This window comes from Kitasatospora terrestris (assembly GCF_039542905.1).
Lineage (GTDB): Bacteria > Actinomycetota > Actinomycetes > Streptomycetales > Streptomycetaceae > Kitasatospora > Kitasatospora terrestris.
In genome coordinates this window covers 5,515,545-5,536,647 of the sequence record NZ_BAABIS010000001.1, presented here as the reverse complement: position 1 = coordinate 5,536,647, position 21,103 = coordinate 5,515,545, and the positions used below count along the sequence as shown (strand labels likewise).

Here is a 21,103-nt window from a genome sequence, read left to right as displayed (position 1 = left end):
CCCAGGTGATCTGTTGCATTGCTCTTCGTGACACCACCTGGGACCCCCCTCTCCGCCCCGGCTGCCCCCGCTGAGCGCCCGGAGGAGCCGACGTGGACCCGGTGATCGTGGTCGGGGCCGGGCCGGTCGGCCTCGCCCTGGCCCTCGCGCTGGCCCGCAACGACGTTCCCAGCATCGTCCTCGACGAGGGCACCGGGGTCTGCTCGGAGGGCCCGCGCAGCGTCGTCCTCGGCGAGGAGTCCACCGCCTTCCTGACCCGGATCGGCTACCCGCGCGCCGCCTCCGACGCCGCCCGCTGGGGGTCCCTCTCCATCTGGCGCCGCCGTTCCGAGGTGCTGCGCATCCCGCTGGACGACCACCCGGTCCTCCACCTCGCCCAGCACCGCCTCCAGCGCGGCCTGCGGGACGCCGTCACCGCCACCCCGCTGATCCAGCTCAGCCCGCTCAGCCGGGTGGTCGAACTGGAGCAGGACCGGGACGGCGTCTCCGTCCGCACCACCTCCGCCCAGGACGGCCGCGACACCTGGTGGCGCGGCAGCCACCTGGTCGGCTGTGACGGCGCCCGCTCCACCGTCCGCAGGCTGCTCAAGATCCGCTTCCCGGGCCGGCCCGCGGTCGACCGGCACGCGGTCGCCACCGTCCGGGTCGACCTGCCGTTCCCCGGCGAGGCCCGGCTGCACCGCGAACCCCCGTGGCGCGGCGACCGCGAAGCCTCCGCCCGGCCCCTGCCCGACGGGCTGTGGCGGCTCGACTGGCGGCTGCCCCCCGGCCGCCCCGCCCCCACCGAACCCGTCGACCCGCACGCCACCTGGCCCGGCATCGTCACCGGCGACACCCTGCTCACCCGGGTCAAGTCCACCCTCACCGCCTGGTGCGGCGAACTCCCCGCCTACGATCTGCTCGCCGCCGCCGACCACACCGCCCAGCAGCGGCTCGCCGCCCGCTTCCGGTCCGGCCGGTGCTTCCTCGCCGGCGACGCCGCCCACCTGCACGGCGCCCTCGGCATGCAGAACCTCGCCGACGGCCTGCGCGACGCCGACAACCTCGCCTGGCGGCTCGCCCTCGCCTGGCACCTCCACGCCGGCGGCCCCGAACCGGGCGGCTCGCTGCTCGACGGCTACGAGACCGAACGCCGCGCCGCCGTCGGCGCCCGGCTGCGCGCCGTCGACCAGACCATGCCGCTGCTCCGCCCGCTGCGCGGCTGGCAGCAGACTCGGCGCTCACTGCTCACCGGCTCCTTCCGCAAGCACGCCCCGCTGCTCGCCGACGGCCAGCTCGGCACCGGGCGCTTCGGCGGCGCCCCCGCCTACCCGGCCGCGCCCTCCGGCGTGCCCGGCCGCGTCCCGCCGCAGCGCGGCGGCGCCGGCCGCGCCACCGCCCTCACCGAGAACCTGCCCGCCACCGCCCCCGGCGTGCTCGTCCCCGACCTGCCCGTGGTCACCACCGACGGCGCCGCCGACCACTTGCGGGCACGCCTGGGCAGCGGCTTCCTGCTGCTCCTGGTCGCGCCCGGCACCTCGGTCTGGTCGTCCGAACACTGGCTCGGCACCGGCCTGATGCCCCGGCTCGCCGAGGTCGCCGCCGCCCTCCCGGTCCCCGTCGAGGTCCTGGTGACCGACGCCTATCCCGGCGCCGAACCGCACACCGTCCTGCTGATCCGCCCGGACGGCCACCTCATCGGCACCACCCAGGGCCTCAAGGCGGACTCGCTGCACGACCTGACCGCGCCGCTGACCGTGGAGGCCGGCGCGGTCCGCCAGGGGCACGCCCTGCGCGAGCAGCCCCCGACCGACGCGGAACCCCCCGCCCGCCGGTAGCGACGAGCGCCCTACCGGGCGAACTCGGTGGCCCGGCTCTCCCGCACCACGGTGATCCGGATCTGCCCCGGGTAGGTCAGCTCCTCCCGGACCTGCTTGGCGACCTCCCGGGCGATCACCTGCGCCCGCACGTCGTCCACGACGTCCGGCTGCACCATCACCCGCACCTCCCGCCCGGCCTGCATCGCGAACACCTTCGACACCCCGTCGTGGGACCGGGCGATCTCCTCCAGGCGCTCCAGCCGCCGCACGTACGCCTCGACCGACTCCCGCCGGGCTCCGGGCCGGCCGCCCGAGCAGGCGTCGGCGGCCTGGGTCAGCACCGCCTCCAGGGTCCGCGGCTCGACCTCGCCGTGGTGCGCCTCGATCGCGTGCACCACCTCGTCCGACTCGCCGTGCCGTCGCGCGAACTCCGCCCCGATCGCCGCGTGCCCGCCCGGCACCCGGTGGCTGAGCGCCTTGCCGATGTCGTGCAGCAGCGCGGCCCGCTTCACCAGCTCCGGATCGACGCCCAGTTCGGCCGCCATCATCCCGGCGATGTGCGCGGACTCCACCAGGTGCCCGAGCACGTTCTGCCCGTACGAGCTCCGGTAGCGCAGCGTGCCGAGCGTCCGCACCAGCTCCGGGGCGCTCTCCCCGGTCGCCGCGCCGATCGCCAGCAGCGCGTCCTCACCGGCGCGCACGCAGAGCCGCTCGACCTCCTCGCTGCTGCGCCCGTGCGCCTCCTCGATCCGCAGCGGATGGATCCGCCCGTCGGCGACCAGGGCCTCCAGGGTCAGCCGGGCAGCCTCCCGCCGGACCGGGTCGAAGCAGGACAGCTGCACCAGCCCCGGGGTGTCGTCGACGATCAGGTTGACCCCGGTCACCGCCTCGAAGGCGCGGATGTTCCGGCCCTCCTTGCCGATGATCCGGCCCTTCATCTCCTCGTTCGGCAGCGGGAACGAGGTCACCACGGTGTCCGCGGTCTGCTCCGAGGCCAGCCGCTGGATCGACGAGGCGATGATCTCCCGGGCCCGCTGCTCGCCGTCGGCCTTGGCCTGCCGCTCGATCTCGCGGACGGAGACCGCCGCCTCCCGCCGGGCCGCCGACTGCTCGGCCCGGACCAGTTCGGCCCGGGCCTGGTCGGCCGTCAGCCCGGCCGTGCGCTCCAGCGAGCGGCGGCGCTCGGCGGCCAGCTCACCGAGTTCGGTGCGCAGGCGCTCGGTCTCGGCGGTCCGGGCGGCGAGCTCGTCCTCCTGGCTGTGCAGGCGGTGCAGCTCGGCCATCAGCCGCTCCTCGCGGCGGTCCAGCTCGGCCCGGCGCTGGCGGACCATCAGCCAGGCCGCGGCCATCACCAGACCGAGCGCCCCGACCAGGACCAGGGCGGCGAGCAGCATCGGCGAGCCCGACCCGGTACCTGCGGCGATGCCCATCACGGCCCACTCCCCGTCCCCTGCGACCGATCCAGCGCAGGCGTGGCCGAAGCGCGATCGAAAGTGATCCCCTTGCCAGCGAGGCTAGGCGCAGGTCACGAAACGGTCAAGATGTGATCCGGAGTTGACCTGCACGATCTGACTCCGCATCACCACGGTCCGTCAGGTCCGTCGCCGCCCTCGGCCTCGATCGTCTCCCGGACCACCCGGAAGGCCAGGCCCTCGGAGTAGCCGCGCCGGGCCAGCATCCCGACCAGCCGGCGGATCCGGGTGTCCCGCTCCAGGCCGCGGGTGGTGCGCAGCTTGCGCTCGACCAGGGCCCGCGCGGCGTCCGTCTCGTCCTCCGGCTCGACCTGCGCGACGGCCTGCTCGACCAGGTCGCCGGCGACGCCCTTGGTCCGCAGCTCCTGCGCCAGCGCCCGCCGGGACAGACCCCGGTTGGTGTGCCGGAACTCCACCCACGCCGCGGCGAACGCCGCGTCGTCGATCAGCCCGACCTCCTCGAAGCGGGCCAGCACGCCCTCGGCGACCTCGTCGGGGATCTCGCGCTTGCGCAGCGCGTCCGCGAGCTGCCGCCGGGTCTTCGCGGCGCCGGTCAGCAGCCGCAGGCAGATGTCCCGGGCCCGGGCCTCCGGGTCGACCGGCTCCTCGGCCTTCCTCTCCCGCTCCTGGTCCCGCTCCCCCGTCTCGGCCCGGCGCCGCTTCCGCGCGGGCCGCCGGGGCTCGCCGTCGTCGTCCGGCCGCTCCGGCCGTCCGGTCGGCTCCGGCCGTTCCTCGGCGACCGCGGTGCGTCGGCGCCGCCGCCCACCGGCCAGGTCGGAGGCCCGGAGCAGGCCGGGCACCTCCGCGATCCCCGGCCCCCCGGCCGCTCCGCGGTCCGGGTCCGGCCCGCGGCCGACCTCCGGTCCCGGCTCGGGTTCCGGCTCCGCACAGGCCGCGAACCAGTCCGGCGGGCCCTCGTCCGCGGGATCGCCAAAGCCACCGGGCCCCCCTCGGGAGCCCGGTGGCCGATCGGCGGGATCTGCGTACCGCAAGGGATCAGGCCTTGGCAGCGGCCGCTGCCTTCTTCGCCGCGGCGGTCTTGGCCGGAGCCGGGACCTCGGCGGCCGGAGCGGCCTCGCCGCCCTCGGTCTCGACCTTGGGGCCGATGCCGAGCTTGCCCTTGATCTTGGCCTCGATCTCGTCGGCGAGCTGCGGGTTGTCCCGCAGGAAGTTGCGGGCGTTCTCCTTGCCCTGGCCGAGCTGGTCGCCCTCGTAGGTGTACCAGGCGCCGGACTTGCGGATGAACCCGTGCTCCACGCCCATGTCGATCAGGCCGCCCTCGCGGCTGATGCCCACGCCGTAGAGGATGTCGAACTCGGCCTGCTTGAACGGCGCGGCCACCTTGTTCTTGACCACCTTGACGCGGGTGCGGTTGCCGACCGCCTCGGTGCCGTCCTTCAGCGTCTCGATGCGGCGGATGTCCAGGCGCACCGAGGCGTAGAACTTCAGCGCGCGGCCACCGGTCGTGGTCTCCGGCGAGCCGAACATCACGCCGATCTTCTCGCGCAGCTGGTTGATGAAGATCGCGGTGGTGTTGGACTGGTTCAGCGCACCGGCGATCTTGCGCAGGGCCTGGCTCATCAGACGCGCCTGCAGACCGACGTGCGAGTCGCCCATCTCGCCCTCGATCTCGGCGCGCGGGACGAGCGCCGCCACCGAGTCGATGATCACCAGGTCGATCGCGCCGGAGCGGATCAGCATGTCGGTGATCTCCAGCGCCTGCTCGCCGGTGTCCGGCTGGCTGACCAGCAGGGCGTCGGTGTCGACGCCGAGCTTCTTGGCGTACTCCGGGTCGAGCGCGTGCTCCGCGTCGACGAACGCGACCGTGCCGCCGGCCCGCTGGGCGTTGGCCGCCAGGTGCAGGGTCAGCGTGGTCTTGCCGGAGGACTCGGGGCCGTAGATCTCGATCACGCGGCCGCGCGGGATGCCGCCGACGCCCAGCGCAACGTCCAGCGCGGTGGACCCGGTGGAGATCACCTCGATCGGCTCGTTGGCCTTCTCGCCCAGGCGCATCACCGAGCCCTTGCCGAACTGCCGCTCGATCTGGGCGAGCGCGGTCTCGAGCGCCTTCTCGCGGTCCGTACCTGCCATGGCTTCCACCCTCGGGTTCTGTGCTGTGCGCTTCATCGTCATCGACGCTAGCGCGTCCCACTGACAATCGGCCGGGATCGGCCCGCGCCTGTGGAAAACTCGCCGCCGAAGAGTATAGGGAACATTCGTTCGATTATGACTCCGGCGGGCCGTCCGATCCACCCCCGCGCCCCTCGTCCCCCTGCTGACCTGCGCCTTCCTCGGTCGATCCGCCGCCCACCATGCGCCGCAACCGGCGCACGGTCTGCCTCCTGCGCTCCCTGCGCTCCTCGCCCCGGTCGATCCGCGGGTCCTCGGCCACTTCGTACCGGCGCACGTACGTCCCGACGAACCCCTGCAGCGTCGCCGCCGCCGGGATCGCGATCAGCGCGCCGACCGCGCCCAGCAGCGCCGCCCCGGCGATAACCGAGCCGAACGCCACCGCCGGGTGCACGTCCACCGTCTTCGCGGTGATCCGCGGGTGCAGCAGGTAGTTCTCGATCTGCTGGTAGACCACCACGAACGCCAGCACCCACAGCGCGTCCACCGGCCGGACCGTCAACGCCACCAGCACCGGCAGCGCACCCGCGATGTAGGTGCCGATGGTCGGCACGAACTGCGACATCACGCCGACCCAGATGCCGAGCGCCGCCGCGTACGGCAACCCGATGACCTCGAACGCGATCCAGTGCGCCGCCGCCGAGATCACCGCGAGCAGCGCCCGCGAGTACAGGTACCCGCCGGTCTTGGCCAGCGCGATCTCCCACGCCCGCAGCACCTCGGCCTGCTGGGCCGGCGGCAGCAGCGAGCAGACCGTCCGCCGTACCCGCGGGCCCTCGGCGGTGAAGTAGAAGGTGAACAGGCCGACCGTGAAGGCCCGGAACAGGCCGCCGATCACCGTGGAGGAGACCCCCCAGATGTTGTCCGCCGCCTGCTGGGCGTAGCGCTCGATGGTCCCGGAGTCCTGGAGCACCCGGTGCTGCAGCTCGCTGAGCGAGAAGTCCTGGTGGAAGGTCCGGTTGACCCAGTTGATCAGGTCCTCCAGCAGGTGCGGCAGCCTGGTGGAGATCTGGGTCACCTGGTCGACCAGCAGCGTGCCGAGCGCGGTCACGAACCCGGCCACCGCCACCGCCAGGCCGATGAACACCAGGAACGTCCCGAGCCCGCGCCGCACGCCCCGGGCCGCCATCCGGTCCACCGCCGGCTCCATCGCCAGCGACAGGAAGAACGCGACCAGCAGCATCACGAACAGGTCGATCAGCTGGTGGAACGCCCAGTTCGCCAGCTGGAACAGACCGACCAGCACCAGCGCCAGCACCATCGCCTTGGGCAGCCAGCGCGGCATCGCCCCTCCGGTCAACGCCGGTCGGCGGGGCGGACGATCGTCGGGAAGCCGTTCCGGGTACGGGGTTTTCTCGTCGTTGCTGACCACCGGGACAGTCTCACCCACAGCGGGGTGAATCGGTCAACGCAGCTGCGCCGACACCCCTTGCGTCTGGCACACCGCGCGCCACACGTCCTTGGCCTCCCACCCGGCGTCCAGCGCCTGACGCACCGTCCGGTGCCCCAGCTCCGCCATCACGTGGTCCTGCGCGAACGACTCCGCGTAGCCCTCGCCGAAGTGCTCGTACATCCGCCGCCAGAACTCCGTCAGCCTCATGCCCCCCAGTATCCGCCACCGCCCCGACACCCGACGCCGCACCTGCCGTTCACGGCAACCACCCCACCCCGCCAACCGCAGCGAAGCCGTCCCGCACGCCAAGACGCCCCACCCGCGAAGCGGACCACCAGCCGTTCAGCCAAGCCGGGCCGCGGAGCAGACCACCGGCCCTTCGGCGAAGCCGGGCCGCCCGCCAGGGCCATTCGCCGCCCGCCACTCGCCCGCCCCGCGGAGCGGACCACCGGCCGTTTCGGCAAAGCCGGACCCCGCCAAGGCTCCACCCGCGAAGCAGACCACCAGCCGTTCAGCGAAACCGGGCCGCCCGCCAGGGGGCCTCCCGCCGCCCGCCGCCCGCCCCGCGAAGCGGACCACCGGCCGTTTCGGCAAAGCCGGGCCGCCCGCCAGGGGGCCTCCCGCCGCCCGCCACTCGCCCGCCCCGCGGAGCGGACCACCGGCCGGGCCTCCGGGCCGCTCCGCTACTTCGGCAGCGCCAGCACGCCCGCGCCGTAGTACTCGCGGTCCTGGCAGGCGGCCGTGATCAGCCGGGGGCAGTCGGCCGCCGCCGCTTCGGCGAGGGCGGCGGCCAGCCGGTCGGGCCCCCAGTCGGGGTGCTGGGCGGCGACGACGGCGACCGCGCCGGTGACGTGCGCGGCGGACATCGACGTCCCGGCGAGCGCCGCGTACTGCCCGCCGGGCCAGTCGGAGACGACCGCGCCCTGCGGCCCGCCGTCCGGGTCGCCGCCGGGTGCGGCGATGGACACCCGCCCGCGCCCGTAGTTGCTGTACCCGGCGGGCAGCCCGCGCCGGTCGACGGCGCCCACCGTCACCACGCCGGGCAGTTCGCCGGGCAGGCGGATGCACTCGGTGCCGAGCTGCCGGTCCTGGCCGGGGCCGGAGATCCGGTCGTTGGGGCTGCGCCGGTCGGGCCGGACGGCACCGAGGTCCTGTCCGTCGTTGCCGGCGGAGGCGACGACCACGGCGCCCTTCTTCTGGGCGTAGCCGACGGCGCGTCCGACCGCGGCGATCAGTGCGGCCTGGTCGGCGTCCTCGGGGCAGTTGTACTTCCACGGGTCGGCGAAGTAGCTGTCGTTGACGGCCTTGGCGCCGTGGTCGGCGGCCCAGAGCATGCCGCAGACGATGTTCTCGGCGTAGTACTGGCCGAGCGGTCCGAGCAGCCGGACGGCGGCGATCCGCACGCCGGGGGCGACGCCGGTGACGCCGTGGCCGTCGCGGGCGGCGCCGACGATGCCGGCGACGTGGGTGCCGTGGCCGCTCTCGGCGACGCCGGAGTCGGGCCGCCAGGCGCCGTACCGGGCGTCGGGGCGGCCGTCGGCGCAGGAGGCGGAGGCGTTCGGGTCGACGGCGGCGCGCAGGTCGGGGTGGGTGTCGTCGACGCCGGAGTCGAGCACGGCGACGGTGACCTGGCGCAGCTGGTCCGCGGAGGGGACGACGCCGTGCCCGGCCGCCCGGTCCATCGCGGGGGCTTGGAGCAGCGCGGAGACCCCGACGGGCGCCTCGGTGGCGCCGATCATGGCGAGGTTCCAGTCGCTCTGCTCGGCCGGGTCGGGGATGGTCGCGGTCGAGTCGTCGCCGCGGTCGGCCCGTTCGGCGCTGCTGCCGAAGGTGCCGGCGCCGCTGAGCGGTCGCGGCGGTCCGGGGACGGCGGCGGTGCGGGTGGCGCCGACGGCGGCTATGCCGGGGCGGCCGCGGAGTTTCTCGGCGAAGGAGCCGGTGGCGTACGCGAGCACCGCGCCGATCTGCGGGTAGTCCTGGACGACCTGTCCGCCGGCGGCCCGCGCCTCGGCGGCGGCGAGCCGGGCGCCCTGGCCGTCCTGCTGTTCGGCGAGCACCAGGTAGCTGAGGTAGGACCGGCCGGGTCCGGCGACGTACGGGACGGCTCCGCCGAGCAGCAGGGCGGTGAGCAGCATGGCGCCGAGGACGCGGATGCTCCGGTGGTGGTGCGCGGCGGGCCGGCCGCCGGTGTGGCTCACCTGCTCCATCGCACGGCCTCCGCTCGGTGGGGGCCCGAAGAATCAGGCCCGAATCATCACCATATGAGCGTTTTATCCGATTTGCCCCTCTGGGCTGCGACAGACGGTGCCCGCGCCCCGGCCCGCCGCGCGCCGCATTGTCGGTGCCACCGGGCACCATGGGGGCATGGCGCCCCGTACCTCCGACGCTCCCGGCCCCCCGGACGCCCTCGACGGCTTCGCCCCGGCGACCCGGGCGTGGTTCACCGGGGCGTTCGCCGCGCCCACCGAGGCGCAGGCCCAGGCGTGGACGGCGATCCGGCAGGGCACCGACGTGCTGGTGGTGGCGCCGACCGGCTCCGGCAAGACGCTCGCCGCCTTCCTCTCCGCGCTGGACGGGCTCAGCTCCACCCCGCCGCCCGCCGAGCCGAAGAAGCGCTGCCGGGTGCTCTACGTCTCCCCGCTGAAGGCCCTCGCGGTGGACGTCGAGCGCAACCTGCGGGCCCCGCTGGCCGGCCTGCGCCAGGCGGCCGTCCGGCTCGGCCTGCCCGAGCCGGAGGTCCAGGTCGCGATCCGCTCCGGCGACACCCCGGCCGCCGACCGCCGCCGCTTCACCACCCACCCGCCGGACATCCTGATCACCACCCCCGAGTCGCTGTTCCTGCTGCTGACCTCCGCCGCCCGGGATTCGCTGCGCGGGGTGGAGACGGTGATCCTCGACGAGGTGCACGCGGTGGCCGGCACCAAGCGCGGCGCCCACCTGGCGCTCACCCTGGAGCGGCTCGACCAGCTGCTGGAGCGGCCGGCCCGCCGGATCGGCCTGTCGGCGACGGTCCGCCCGGTCGAGGAGGTGGCCCGCTACCTCAGCCCGCAGCGCGGCGCGGCGATCGTCCAGCCCGGCTCGGCCAAGCGCTTCGACCTCTCGGTGGTCGTCCCCGTCCCCGACCTGGACGACCTGCCGGCCAACGCCGACGACCCGTCACGCCAGGCCTCGATCTGGCCGCACGTGGAGGAGCGGATCGTCGACCTGGTGCAGGCGCACCGCTCGACCATCGTCTTCGCCAACTCCCGCCGCCTCGCCGAGCGCCTGTGCAACCGGCTGAACGAGATCGCCCACGAGCGCGCCACCGGCGAGCCGCTGCCCCGGGCGCACGACCCGGCCGAGCTGATGGGCGGCTCCGGCGCGGCCGCCGGCGCCCCGGCGGTGATCGCCCGGGCGCACCACGGCTCCGTCTCCAAGGAGCAACGGGCGCTGGTCGAGGAGGAGCTGAAGGCCGGCCGGCTGCCCGCCGTGGTCGCCACCTCCAGCCTGGAGCTGGGCATCGACATGGGCGCCGTCGAGCTGGTGGTGCAGGTCGAGTCGCCGCCCTCGGTCGCCTCCGGCCTGCAGCGGGTGGGCCGCGCGGGCCACCAGGTCGGCGCGGTCTCCACCGGCGTGGTCTTCCCCAAGTACCGGGGCGACCTGGTGCAGTCCGCCGTGGTCACCGAGCGGATGCGCTCCGGCCGGATCGAGGCGCTGCGCGTCCCCCGCAATCCGCTGGACGTGCTGGCCCAGCAGCTGGTCGCGATGACCGCCCTGGACACCTGGGACGTGGACGAGCTGCTCGCCCTGGTCCGCCGCGCCGCGCCGTTCGCGACCCTCCCGCAGTCCGCCTTCGACGGCGTGCTCGACATGCTGGCCGGCCGGTACCCGTCCGACGCCTTCGCCGAGCTGCGGCCCCGCGTGGTCTGGGACCGGGTGGCCGGCACGGTCACCGGCCGCCCCGGCGCCCAGCGGCTCGCCGTCACCTCCGGCGGCACCATCCCCGACCGCGGCCTGTTCGGCGTCTTCATCGCCGGAGCGACTGCGGCCGATTCGAAGACGGGGAAGAAGGGCGGCGGCCGGGTCGGAGAGCTGGACGAGGAGATGGTCTACGAGTCCCGGGTGGGCGACGTCTTCACCCTGGGCACCACCTCCTGGCGGATCGAGGAGATCACCCACGACAAGGTGCTGGTCACCCCCGCGCCCGGGGTCCCCGGCCGGCTGCCGTTCTGGAAGGGCGACACCCTGGGCCGCCCGCTGGAGCTCGGCCGGGCGGTCGGCGCCTTCGTCCGCGAGCTCGGCGCGCTCGCCCCCGAGGCCGCCGCCGAGCGGCTCAAGGCCGCCGGCCTGGACGACTGGGCCTGCGGCAACCTGCTCGCCTACCTGGCGGAGCAGCGCGAGGCCTGCGGCCACCTGCCGGACGACCGCACCATCGTGGTCGAGCGCTTCCGCGACGAGCTGGGCGACTGGCGGATCGTCATCCACTCACCGTTCGGCGCCCAGGTGCACGCCCCCTGGGCGCTCGCCCTGGGCGCCCGGCTGCGCGAGAAGCACGGCCTGGACCCGCAGGTGATGCACGCCGACGACGGCATCGTGCTGCGCCTGCCCGACGCCGATCTGCTCGCCGACTTCCCCGTCGAGAGGGGCCCGGACCCGGCGAAGCCGGTCACCGAGGACGCCCCGGTCGGGGCGGACGCCGCCCTGTTCGAGTCCGCCGAGATCGAGCAGATCGTCACCGACCAGGTCGGCGGCTCCGCGCTGTTCGCCTCCCGCTTCCGCGAGTGCGCCGGCCGCGCCCTGCTGCTGCCGCGCCGCAGCCCCGGCAAGCGCACCCCGCTCTGGCAGCAGCGCCAGCGCGCCTCCCAGCTGCTGGAGGTGGCCGCCGAGTACGGCTCCTTCCCGATCGTGCTGGAGGCCGTCCGCGAGTGCCTGCAGGACGTCTTCGACGTCCCCGGCCTGGTCGAGCTGATGGGCGACCTGGAGTCCCGCGCGGTCCGCCTGGTCGAGGTCACCACCGCCGAGCCGTCCCCGTTCGCCCGTTCCCTGCTCTTCGGGTACGTCGCCCAGTACCTGTACGAGGGCGACTCCCCGCTCGCCGAGCGCCGCGCCGCCGCGCTCTCGCTCGACTCCCGGCTGCTGTCCGAGCTGCTCGGCCAGGCCGAGCTGCGCGAGCTGCTCGACCCGCAGGTCCTGGCCGAGCTGGAGGCCGAGCTCCAGCGGCTCACCCCCGAGCGCCGGATCAAGGACGCCGAGGGGGTCGCCGACGCGCTGCGCCTGCTCGGCCCGCTCTCCGAGGCCGAGCTCGCCCTGCGCGGCGCCGAGCCGCTGTGGCCGCTGGAGCTGGAGTCCGCCCGCCGGGTGATCCGGGTCCGGATCGGCGGCGAGCTGCGCTGGTCCGCGATCGAGGACGCCGGGCGGCTGCGCGACGCCCTCGGCACCCCGCTGCCGGTCGGCGTCCCCGAGGCCTTCACCGAGCCGGTCAAGGACCCGCTCGGCGACCTGCTGGCCCGCTACGCCCGCACCCACGGCCCGTTCACCGCCGCCGAGGCGGCCGGCCGCTTCGGCCTGGGCACCGCCGTGGTCACCGGCACCCTGCAGCGGCTGACCGCCGCCGGCCGCCTGGTCCAGGGCGAGTTCCGGCCGATCGAGGGCCACACCGCCACCCAGGAGTGGTGCGACGCCGAGGTGCTGCGCCGGCTGCGCCGCCGCTCGCTCGCCGCGCTGCGCCAGGAGGTGGAGGCCGTCCCGCCGCGCGCCCTGGCCGCCTTCCTCCCGCAGTGGCAGCACCTGGCCGGCCACCGGCTGCGCGGCCTGGACGGCCTGTACCGGGTGGTCGAGCAGCTCCAGGGCACCGCACTGCCCGCATCCGCCGTGGAGAAGCTGGTCCTGCCCGCCCGGCTCTCCGACTACGCCCCGGGGATGCTCGACGAGCTGATGGCGGCCGGCGAGGTCGGCTGGTCCGGCGCCGGTGCGCTGCCCGGCAACGACGGCTGGATCAGCCTCCACCTCCCGGAGAACGCCCACCTGCTGCGCCCCGAGCCCGTCCCGCCCGCCCTGACCCCCGTGCACACCGTGCTGCTGGAGACCCTGGCCGGCGGGTACGGCCTGTTCTTCCGCCAGCTCGCGGACCGCCAGCCCGACGTCCCGCCGGCCGAGCTCGCCGACGCCCTGTGGGACCTGGTCTGGGCCGGGTACGTCACCAACGACACCCTCGCCCCGCTGCGCGCCCTGCTCGGCTCCGGCCGCACCGCCGGGTCCACCGCGCACCGGGCGCCGCGGGCCACCCCGCGCGGCCGCTACGGCGGCGCCGGGCGCGGCCTCGGCCGCCCCGCGGGTGCCCTGCGGGGCGGCCCGCCCACCGCCGCGGGCCGCTGGTCCCTGCTGCCGGCGTACGGCGGCGACCCGACCGTCCGCGCCACCGCGCAGGCGCAGAACCTGCTGGACCGGCACGGCATCCTCACCCGCGGCACCGTCGCCACCGAGCGGATCCCGGGCGGCTTCGCCGGGGTGTACCGGGTGCTCTCCGCCCTGGAGGAGCGCGGGAAGACCCGCCGCGGCTACTTCGTCGAGGGGCTCGGCGGCGCCCAGTTCGCGATGGACGGCGCCGCCGACCGCCTGCGCTCGGTCAACGGCCGGCTGGATCGCTCGGCCACCGACTGGTCGGCCGGCCCCGCGGCCGATCCCCCGCAGGTGCTCGTGCTCGCCGCCGCAGACCCCGCCAACGCGTACGGCTCCGCCCTCCCCTGGCCCGAGCCCCCGGCCGCCGACACCGAGGTCACCGGCACCAAGGCCGGCGCCCACCGCCCCGGCCGCAAGGCCGGCGCCCTGGTCGTGCTCACCGACGGCGAGCTCGTCCTCTACGTGGAGCGCGGCGGCAAGTCGCTGCTGCACTGGGCCGAGGACCCGGGTCCGGCCGTCCAGGCCCTCGCCGCCGCCGTCCACCAGGGCGCCCTCGGCACCGTCACCGTCGAGCGGGCCAACGGCGTCCCGGCCCTGGGGTCGCCGCTCGGCCGGGTCCTGGAGGAGGCGGGCTTCCACCCGACCCCCCGCGGCTACCGCCTCCGGGCCCGCTGACGCGGCCTCCCGGGCCGCTCGTCCCCGTCGGCGGCCTTCGCGTGGACGGGGATCAGCCCCAGCCCCCAGCCGCCGGCCGCGAGTACGCCGAAGGCGGCACCGCCGGTGCCGCCCTCGAACAAGATCCAACCCAGTACACCGGTCAGCGCGAGCAGAACCCCGCGCAGCGCCCAGGCACTCCGCATCGACGGCCTCCCTCACTCGCGTCCCGCGCCGGTCGGCGGGACGAACGAGGTCCGGTCAGGCCGCCACCACGTCCATCGCCGCCGTCTTCGGCGACATGGACCCGGCCCGGTCGACCCCGGGAGCCGGCAGCGGAACCGGTTCGAGCACCGGCCTCAGCAGATCACCCTCCGAGAGGGTGGCCATCGCCGCAAGTTCGGCGAGCGACAGCTCGTCGCTGACCTCGCGCATCACCTCGGACATCCGGACGTCGAGCGCGTCGCAGATGGCGGAGAGCAACTCGGAGGAGGCCTCCTTCTGCCCTCGCTCAACCTCGGAGAGGTAGCCGAGCGAAACCCTGGCAGCTGCCGACACCTCGCGGAGTGTGCGGCCCTGGCGCTGGCGCTGCCGACGCAGCACATCGCCCAGCAGGCGACGGAGCAGAATCATCGGTGCCTCCCTCCTCGGACTGCGAATCGAGATGTCACGACCCCACCGTACCGCCTTGGCCGCATCCCGTGCGGGGACCGTGGTCGTGTTCACTCTGGGCTGCAAGGCTGCCCCCTCCCCTGTGTGTTCCCCGCCGATGGCTGATATCTGCCCGGTCAGGCCATCCGGTCTAACACGATCCTCGGACCTGGGGGGCGAGTTCAGCGATTTCAGCGAAGCGCTGCGGGCCGCGTGGCCGGTTCGCTACGCGTTCGCCGCCCGTTCGAGCAGCAGTTCCAGTGCGACGGTGACGGTGTTCAGCCGGATTGTGGCACGTCCCCCTGACAACAGTGGCGAAACGGCGCGTGTTCCCGCCGGGCCGGCGAGGGCCACGTGGACGGTGCCGACGGGCCGACCGTCCTGCGGCTCGGGGCCCGCCACACCGGTGGTGGCGAGGCCGTAGGTGGCCCCGAGCAACCGCCGGACGCCGTCGGCCATCTGGCGGGCGACCACCGGGTGCACGGGGCCGTGCACGGCCAGCAGGCCCTCGTCCACGCCGAGCACGGAGGCCTTCACCTCGGTCGCGTACGCGGTGACCGAGCCGCGGAACGCGGCGGAGGCGCCCGGGACGTCGACCAGGGTGGCGGCCAGCAGCCCGCCGGTCAGCGACTCGGCGACCGCCAGCGTCGCCCCCTCCCCCCTCAGCCCCGCCAGCACCCGCTCGGCCAGCCCGGCGTTGCGCGACGCCGCCCCCGGGTCGCTCACCGCGCCGCCCGCTGCTTCGCCAGGCCCTCCCGGCGCAGCCGGATCGCCTGGCCCACGTAGTCCAGCCCGGTGCCGACGGTGAGCAGCACGGCCACGCCCATCAGCACGGCGCGCGCGGTGGCGAGCCAGCCGGTGAGCGGCAGGACGTACATGCCGACCGCGATGCCCTGGGTGAGGGTCTTGAGCTTGCCGCCCCGGCTGGCCGGGATGACGGCGAAGCGGATCACCCAGAAGCGCATCAGGGTGATGCCGAGTTCGCGCGCCAGGACGACCACCGTGATCCACCACGGCAGGTCGCCGAGGACGGACAGGCCGACCAGCGCCGCACCCATGATCGCCTTGTCCGCGATCGGGTCGGCGATCTTGCCGAAGTCGGTGATCAGGCCCTTGCGCCGGGCCAGCTCGCCGTCGAACAGGTCGGTGATCATCGCGATGGCGAAGGCCGCCCAGGCGACCGCGCGCCACTTGGGGTTGTGCCCGCCGTCGGCGAACAGCAGCGCCACGAAGACCGGGACCAGCAGCAGCCGGACCATGGTCAGCACGTTGGCGATGTTCCAGATCCCCGGCTGCGGCGGCGGCGCGGCCGCTACCGGCCGCGTCGCCGTGGGGGCCCCCGGCCCCTTGGTCATTCGCCGTCCTCCAGAACCTCGGCGACCAGGTCGACGCCCTCGGTGCCGACCACGGTGGCCCGGTAGAACCGGCCGATCTCGGCGTCGTCCAGCCCCAGCAGCGTGGTCAGGCCGTCGGTCTCCGGCGCCTGGTGGGCGGCGCGGCCCTCGACCACGCCGTCCTCCACGGACTCGACCAGCACCAGCACCTCGGTGCCGATCCGGGCCTCGGCGCGCTGCGCGGTGAGCTCCTCGGCGAGCTTCGAGAGCTGCGCGACGCGCTGGTCGATCACGTCCTGGTCGAGCTTGCCGTCGTAGGTCGCGGCCTCGGTGCCGTCCTCGTCGGAGTAGCCGAAGACGCCGATCGCGTCGAGGCCGGCCCCGGTGATGAACCGTTCCAGCTCGGCGAAGTCCTGCTCGGTCTCGCCGGGGAAGCCGACGATGAAGTTGGACCGGGCGCCGGCCTGCGGGGCCTTGGCGCGGATCGTCCCCAGCAGCTCCAGGAACTGCTCGGTGCTGCCGAAGCGCCGCATCCGGCGCAGCACGGCCGGCGCGGAGTGCTGGAAGGACAGGTCGAAGTACGGGACGACCTTGTCGGTGCCGCACATCACGTCGATCAGGCCGGGGCGCATCTCGGCGGGCTGCAGGTAGCTGACCCGGACCCGCTCGATCCCCTCGACCGCGGCGATCTCGCTCAGCAGGGTCTCCAGCAGGCGGATGTCGCCCAGGTCCTTGCCGTACGAGGTGTTGTTCTCGCTGACCAGGACGACCTCGCGGACGCCCTGGCCGGCCAGCCAGACCGCCTCGTTCAGGACGTCGGAGGGGCGGCGGGAGATGAAGGAGCCGCGGAAGGCGGGGATGGCGCAGAAGGAGCAGCGCCGGTCGCAGCCGGAGGCGAGCTTGATCGAGGCGACCGGGGCGTCGTCCAGGCGCTTGCGCAGGGTGCGCGGGCCGGAGGCGGGGGCCAGGCCGTCGGGGAGGTCCTCGGGGGCGCCGTGGCCGGGCAGGGCGACCTCGGCGGCCGCGGCCTGCCGTGCCACCGGGGTGAGCGGGAGCAGGGCGCGGCGGTCGCGCGGGGTGTGGGCCTCGACGTGGCCGCCGGCCAGGATGGTCTGCAGGCGGGTGGAGATGTCGGAGTAGTCGTCGAAGCCGAGCACGCCGTCGGCCTCCGGGAGGGCGTCGGCCAGCTCCTTGCCGTAGCGCTCGGCCATGCAGCCGACCGCGACCACGGCCTGGGTGCGGCCGTGGCCCTTGAGGTCGTTGGCCTCCAGCAGGGCGTCGACGGAGTCCTTCTTGGCGGCCTCGACGAACCCGCAGGTGTTGACGACGGCGACGTCGGCGTCGCTGGCGTCGTCGACCAGCCGCCAGCCGTCGGCCTCCAGTCGCCCGGCGAGTTCCTCGGAGTCGACCTCGTTGCGGGCGCATCCGAGCGTGACCAGGGCGACAGTGCGGGGTTCAGGCATGACGCCAAGATTAACGCGCGGGCCCCGGTGCCGTTCCCCCCGGAGCCCGCGCGCCTGGTCACATCCGCCGGCTCAGCCCGCCTGCGGGTCACCCGGCGTGTAGGTGAGGTGCACGACCTGTCCGTCCTGACCTGCCGGACCGAGGTCCTTGCCGTTGACGAAGACGTGCACGGCGCCGGCGTTGCCGATCACCAGATTGATCTTCTTCGGGTCGGTGAAGGTCTGCGCCTGGCCCTCTTCGAGGTTGTTCGAGAAGAGCGACTTGCCGGCACCGTCCTTGGCGGTGACCCAGCTCTTGTCCTTCTCGGCGACCAGCTTCACGGTCACCTTGTCGGCCGGGGCGGCGGCGATCGGGGCGAGGCTGGGCGCCGGGGCGGGCGGCTGCGCGGAGGCGGTGGACGGCGCCGCGGCGGTGGAGGGCAGCGGGGCGCTGGCCTCGCCGGGGGTGCCGTCGGTGGCCGAGGAGCCGCTGAACAGGTTGAAGCCGATCAGCGCGACCACCGCGACGATCGCCGCGACCATGGCGATGTTCCAGTTCGGCCGGCGGTGGTCGGTGACCTTGATCGGGCCGGTGTCGAGCAGCTGGGTGGCGTGCTTGGGGCCGGGCGCCCCGCCGTGCGCGGCGTCGTACCGGGCGACCAGGGCGTCGCCGTCCTCGCCGACGGCCCGGGCGATCAGCCGGATGTTGCCGCGGGCGTAGAAGTCGCCGCCGCAGCGCTCGAAGTCGTCCGCCTCGATGGCGTGCACGATCGGCACCCGGACCCGGGTGGTGGAGCTGACCTGATCGACGGTCAGGCCGGCGTCGATCCGGGCCCTCGACAGCACCCGGCCGATGCTCGGCACGTCCTCGGCCGGCACCGCGGCGCCGGGGTCGACGGGCGGCTGCGGGGCGCCGGAGGAAGGCACGGCGGACCCACGGGCGTCGCTGCGGGGGGACTTGCCGATGGTCACTGGGCGCGCCTTTCGAGCGTTGGCCACCTGCTGATCACACAGTCTAGGGGTGGGGGCGGAACGTTTCTCAACCGGAGGGGGCCCGAACGGGAAAGTCCGCTCGGGGAGATCTGACGTACGGTCATCACATTCCTCCGAACGAGTGAGACCGGCTCCGGGTCACCCCCGGAGCGTGATCAGTACGGCGTCCAGTTCGTCCGGTTTGATCAGCACGTCGCGGGCCTTCGAACCCTCGCTGGGGCCGACGATCCCCCGCGATTCCATCAGGTCCATGAGACGGCCGGCTTTCGCGAAGCCGACCCTCAGCTTGCGCTGGAGCATCGAGGTGGAGCCGAACTGGGTGGAGACCACCAGCTCCGCCGCCTGGATCAGCAGGTCCAGGTCGTCGCCGATCTCCTCGTCGATCTCCTTCTTCGGGCCGCCGCCGACCACCACGTCCTCGCGGTAGCGGGCCGTCAGCTGGTCCTTGCAGTGCTGCACCACCTTGGCGATCTCCGCCTCGGTGACGAAGGCGCCCTGCATCCGGACCGGCTTGGAGGCGCCCATCGGCAGGAACAGCGCGTCGCCCTTGCCGATCAGCTTCTCCGCGCCGGGCTGGTCCAGGATGACCCGGGAGTCGGCCATCGCCGAGGTGGCGAAGGCGAGGCGGGACGGCACGTTGGCCTTGATCAGGCCGGTGACCACGTCGACCGAGGGCCGCTGGGTGGCCAGCACCAGGTGGATGCCGGCCGCGCGGGCGAGCTGGGTGATGCGCACCACCGAGTCCTCGACGTCGCGCGGGGCGACCATCATCAGGTCGGCCAGCTCGTCCACGATCACCAGCAGGTACGGGTACGGCGCCAGCTCGCGCTCGCTGCCCAGCGGCGGCTGCACGGTGCCCGCGCGGACCGCCGCGTTGAAGTCGTCGACGTGCCGGAAGCCGAAGGCCGCCAGGTCGTCGTAGCGCATGTCCATCTCGCGCACCACCCACTGGAGGGCCTCGGCGGCCTTCTTCGGGTTGGTGATGATCGGCGTGATCAGGTGCGGGATGCCCTCGTACGCGGTCAGCTCGACCCGCTTGGGGTCGACCAGCACCATCCGCACCTCGTCCGGGGTGGCCCGGACCAGCACCGAGGTGATCAGGCAGTTGATGCAGGACGACTTGCCGGCGCCGGTGGCGCCGGCGACCAGCACGTGCGGCATCTTCGCGAGGTTGGCCATCACGGTGTGGCCCTCGACGTCCTTGCCCATGCCGACCACCATCGGGTGGCCGTCCTCGGCGGCGGCGCGCGAGCGCAGCAGGTCGCCGAGGGTGACCATCTCCCGGTCCCGGTTGGGGATCTCCACGCCGACCGCGGACTTGCCGGGGATCGGCGAGATGATCCGCACGTCGGGGGTGGCCACCGCGTAGGCGATGTTCTTCGCCAGCGCGGTGATCCGCTCGACCTTCACCGCGGGGCCGAGCTCGACCTCGTAGCGGGTGACCGTCGGGCCGCGGGTGAAGCCGGTGACCCGGGCGTCCACCTTGAACTCGGCGAACACCCCGGTCAGCTGGGCGACCACGTCGTCGTTGAGCTGCGAGCGCGCCTTGGCGGGCGCGCCGCGCTCCAGCAGGTCGAGCGGCGGCAGCGCGTAGCTGACGTCGCCGGACAGCTGGAGCTGCTCCATCCGCTGGGGCGCGGGGCCGTGGCCGTCCGGGGCCTCGGAGGCGCGGGCGGCCGGGACGGCCGGCTCCTCCGGCGGGGCGGTGTTGTCCTTGACCTGGTGCAGCATCGAGGCGACCGCGGGGGAGCCGGGGACGCCCCAGGTCAGGGCGCCGTCCAGGTCGGCGGCGACACCGGCGGCCAGGTCGCGGGTCTCGTACGGGTCCTTGTCGAAGGAGACCGGCTCGAGGGCCTCCTCGTCCTCGCCCTTCCTGCGGCGGCGCCGGCGGCGGGCCGACAGCTCGTCGCCGATGGTGATCGGCAGCGCGTCCGGGTCGGCGTCCTCCGGCGGGGCGGTGGAGTACTCGCGCTCGCCGGCCGGCAGGCCGTCGGCCGCGAGGTCGCCGGGCAGCGGCTCGGCCACGCCGAGCCGGACGCCGAGCTGCCGCAGCCGCTCGCCGATCTTGTTGACCGGGGTGGCGGTGACCACCAGCAGGCCGAAGAAGGCGACCAGCAGCAGCAGCGGAACGGCCAGCGGCGGGCCCGCCGCGGCCATCATCGGGGTGGAGGCGGCCCAGCCGAGGATGCCGCCGGCCTGCCGTATCCGGGTCGCGCCGGTGCCCATCGCCGGGGCGCCGCAGCCGATGTGCACCAGGCCGAGCACCCCGACGACCAGGGTGGACAGGCCGATCGCGATCCGGCCGTTGGCCTCCGGCACCTCCGGGTGGCGCATCAGCCGCACCGCCACGCCGAGCAGCAGGAACGGCACCAGCACGTCGAGCCGGCCGAAGAGGCCGGAGACCACGTTGGTGGCCGCCTCGCCGAGCCAGCCCTGCGGGGAGAACCAGGTCCCCGCCGCGGTGACCAGGCCGAGGGCGAGCAGCAGCAGCGCGACGCCGTCCTTCCGGTGCGCCGGGTCGAGGTTCTTCGCACCGTGGCCGAAGCCGCGGAACACCGCGCCGATCGAGTGCGCGAGGCCCAACCAGACCGCGCGCACGGCGCGGAAGAGTATCGGCCGCGGCGGGGGCGGCGGCGGAGCGGCCGCGGTCCTCTTCGCGGCGGCGCGCTTCGCCGGAGCCTTCGCGGGCGCCTTCGCGGCAGGCTTGGGCGCGGCGGCCTTCTTGGCCGGCGCCTTCTTGGCCGGCCCGGGCTTGCGCGCCGCGGCACCGGGCGTTCGAGTGGCCATGGGCAGCAGCCTACCGGGGCGGTCCAGCCGATCTCATGCGCTCAAGCGTACGAAAGGGCACGTGTCGCGA

Annotated in this window: 15 protein-coding genes; 2 read left to right on the top strand and 13 right to left on the bottom strand. The window is 74.5% G+C overall.

The annotated features are described in order from the left end of the window. Positions 1 to 92 precede the first annotated feature (92 nt). Positions 93 to 1,817 (top strand): FAD-dependent monooxygenase, encoded by a 1,725-nt coding sequence (locus tag ABEB06_RS25510; protein ID WP_345699215.1) that lies wholly within the window; start codon positions 93 to 95, stop codon positions 1,815 to 1,817. An 11-nt stretch (positions 1,818 to 1,828) separates the two neighbouring features. On the opposite strand, the gene rny is transcribed toward ABEB06_RS25510, so the two are convergent. The 6 genes from rny to ABEB06_RS25480 form a co-directional block, all read right to left on the bottom strand. After that, complete coding sequence (gene rny, locus ABEB06_RS25505) at positions 1,829 to 3,229, bottom strand: ribonuclease Y (protein ID WP_345699214.1); 1,401 nt, start codon at positions 3,227 to 3,229, stop codon at positions 1,829 to 1,831. A 149-nt stretch (positions 3,230 to 3,378) separates the two neighbouring features. After that, positions 3,379 to 4,071: a regulatory protein RecX gene (locus tag ABEB06_RS25500; protein WP_425559696.1), complete on the bottom strand. Its 693-nt coding sequence runs from the start codon at positions 4,069 to 4,071 to the stop codon at positions 3,379 to 3,381. A gap of 196 nt (positions 4,072 to 4,267) precedes the next feature. After that, a complete protein-coding gene (recA, locus tag ABEB06_RS25495; protein ID WP_345699213.1) occupies positions 4,268 to 5,362 on the bottom strand; it encodes a recombinase RecA in 1,095 nt (364 codons plus the stop codon). A gap of 133 nt (positions 5,363 to 5,495) precedes the next feature. Then, complete coding sequence (locus ABEB06_RS25490) at positions 5,496 to 6,686, bottom strand: AI-2E family transporter (RefSeq protein WP_345699212.1); 1,191 nt, start codon at positions 6,684 to 6,686, stop codon at positions 5,496 to 5,498. Between the two features lie 120 nt (positions 6,687 to 6,806). Next, positions 6,807 to 7,001 (bottom strand): DUF3046 domain-containing protein, encoded by a 195-nt coding sequence (locus tag ABEB06_RS25485; protein WP_345699211.1) that lies wholly within the window; start codon positions 6,999 to 7,001, stop codon positions 6,807 to 6,809. Between the two features lie 476 nt (positions 7,002 to 7,477). Beyond that, positions 7,478 to 9,001: a S8 family peptidase gene (locus tag ABEB06_RS25480; protein ID WP_345699210.1), complete on the bottom strand. Its 1,524-nt coding sequence runs from the start codon at positions 8,999 to 9,001 to the stop codon at positions 7,478 to 7,480. A 157-nt stretch (positions 9,002 to 9,158) separates the two neighbouring features. Here ABEB06_RS25480 and ABEB06_RS25475 point away from each other — a divergent pair, with 157 nt between their 5' ends. After that, positions 9,159 to 13,847, top strand: coding sequence for an ATP-dependent helicase (locus ABEB06_RS25475; RefSeq protein WP_345699209.1), 4,689 nt, complete (start codon positions 9,159 to 9,161; stop codon positions 13,845 to 13,847). Here the strand turns inward: ABEB06_RS25475 and ABEB06_RS25470 are convergent. From ABEB06_RS25470 to ABEB06_RS25440, 7 genes are all read right to left on the bottom strand, one after another. Next, positions 13,826 to 14,032, bottom strand: coding sequence for a hypothetical protein (locus tag ABEB06_RS25470; protein ID WP_345699208.1), 207 nt, complete (start codon positions 14,030 to 14,032; stop codon positions 13,826 to 13,828). The two genes, ABEB06_RS25475 and ABEB06_RS25470, sit on opposite strands and share 22 nt — an antisense overlap. 55 nt (positions 14,033 to 14,087) lie before the next feature. Continuing rightward, entirely contained in the window at positions 14,088 to 14,459 is a 372-nt protein-coding gene (locus ABEB06_RS25465; protein ID WP_345699207.1) for a helix-turn-helix domain-containing protein, read from the bottom strand. Positions 14,460 to 14,702: 243 nt separating this feature from the next. Continuing rightward, on the bottom strand, positions 14,703 to 15,203 hold the full coding sequence (locus ABEB06_RS25460) for a CinA family protein (protein WP_425559695.1): 501 nt from the start codon (positions 15,201 to 15,203) through the stop codon (positions 14,703 to 14,705). Next, positions 15,200 to 15,832, bottom strand: a complete 633-nt coding sequence (gene pgsA / locus ABEB06_RS25455) for a CDP-diacylglycerol--glycerol-3-phosphate 3-phosphatidyltransferase (RefSeq protein ID WP_345699206.1) — start codon at positions 15,830 to 15,832, stop codon at positions 15,200 to 15,202. Before pgsA ends, ABEB06_RS25460 begins: the two co-directional genes overlap by 4 nt. After that, positions 15,829 to 17,274: a 30S ribosomal protein S12 methylthiotransferase RimO gene (rimO, locus tag ABEB06_RS25450; protein ID WP_345699205.1), complete on the bottom strand. Its 1,446-nt coding sequence runs from the start codon at positions 17,272 to 17,274 to the stop codon at positions 15,829 to 15,831. The genes pgsA and rimO overlap by 4 nt, the downstream gene beginning before the upstream one ends. A gap of 72 nt (positions 17,275 to 17,346) precedes the next feature. Then, positions 17,347 to 18,225 carry a helix-turn-helix domain-containing protein gene (locus ABEB06_RS25445; RefSeq protein ID WP_425559694.1) on the bottom strand — a complete coding sequence of 293 codons (879 nt, stop codon included), beginning with the start codon at positions 18,223 to 18,225 and terminating at the stop codon, positions 17,347 to 17,349. 159 nt (positions 18,226 to 18,384) lie between these two features. Next, on the bottom strand, positions 18,385 to 21,033 hold the full coding sequence (locus ABEB06_RS25440) for a DNA translocase FtsK (RefSeq protein WP_345699204.1): 2,649 nt from the start codon (positions 21,031 to 21,033) through the stop codon (positions 18,385 to 18,387). Between the last annotated feature and the right edge of the window lie 70 nt (positions 21,034 to 21,103).

Bases quoted from the DNA above. Each gene is read 5' to 3' on its own strand.
- rny (WP_345699214.1), bottom strand. From the start codon at position 3,229: ATGGGCATCGCCGCAGGTACCGGGTCGGGCTCGCCGATGCTGCTCGCC.
- recA (WP_345699213.1), bottom strand. From the start codon at position 5,362: ATGGCAGGTACGGACCGCGAGAAGGCGCTCGAGACCGCGCTCGCCCAG.
- ABEB06_RS25490 (WP_345699212.1), bottom strand. From the start codon at position 6,686: ATGCCGCGCTGGCTGCCCAAGGCGATGGTGCTGGCGCTGGTGCTGGTC.
- ABEB06_RS25485 (WP_345699211.1), bottom strand. From the start codon at position 7,001: ATGAGGCTGACGGAGTTCTGGCGGCGGATGTACGAGCACTTCGGCGAG.
- ABEB06_RS25480 (WP_345699210.1), bottom strand. From the start codon at position 9,001: ATGGAGCAGGTGAGCCACACCGGCGGCCGGCCCGCCGCGCACCACCAC.
- ABEB06_RS25475 (WP_345699209.1), top strand. From the start codon at position 9,159: ATGGCGCCCCGTACCTCCGACGCTCCCGGCCCCCCGGACGCCCTCGAC.
- ABEB06_RS25470 (WP_345699208.1), bottom strand. From the start codon at position 14,032: ATGCGGAGTGCCTGGGCGCTGCGCGGGGTTCTGCTCGCGCTGACCGGT.
- ABEB06_RS25465 (WP_345699207.1), bottom strand. From the start codon at position 14,459: ATGATTCTGCTCCGTCGCCTGCTGGGCGATGTGCTGCGTCGGCAGCGC.
- pgsA (WP_345699206.1), bottom strand. From the start codon at position 15,832: ATGACCAAGGGGCCGGGGGCCCCCACGGCGACGCGGCCGGTAGCGGCC.
- rimO (WP_345699205.1), bottom strand. From the start codon at position 17,274: ATGCCTGAACCCCGCACTGTCGCCCTGGTCACGCTCGGATGCGCCCGC.
- ABEB06_RS25440 (WP_345699204.1), bottom strand. From the start codon at position 21,033: ATGGCCACTCGAACGCCCGGTGCCGCGGCGCGCAAGCCCGGGCCGGCC.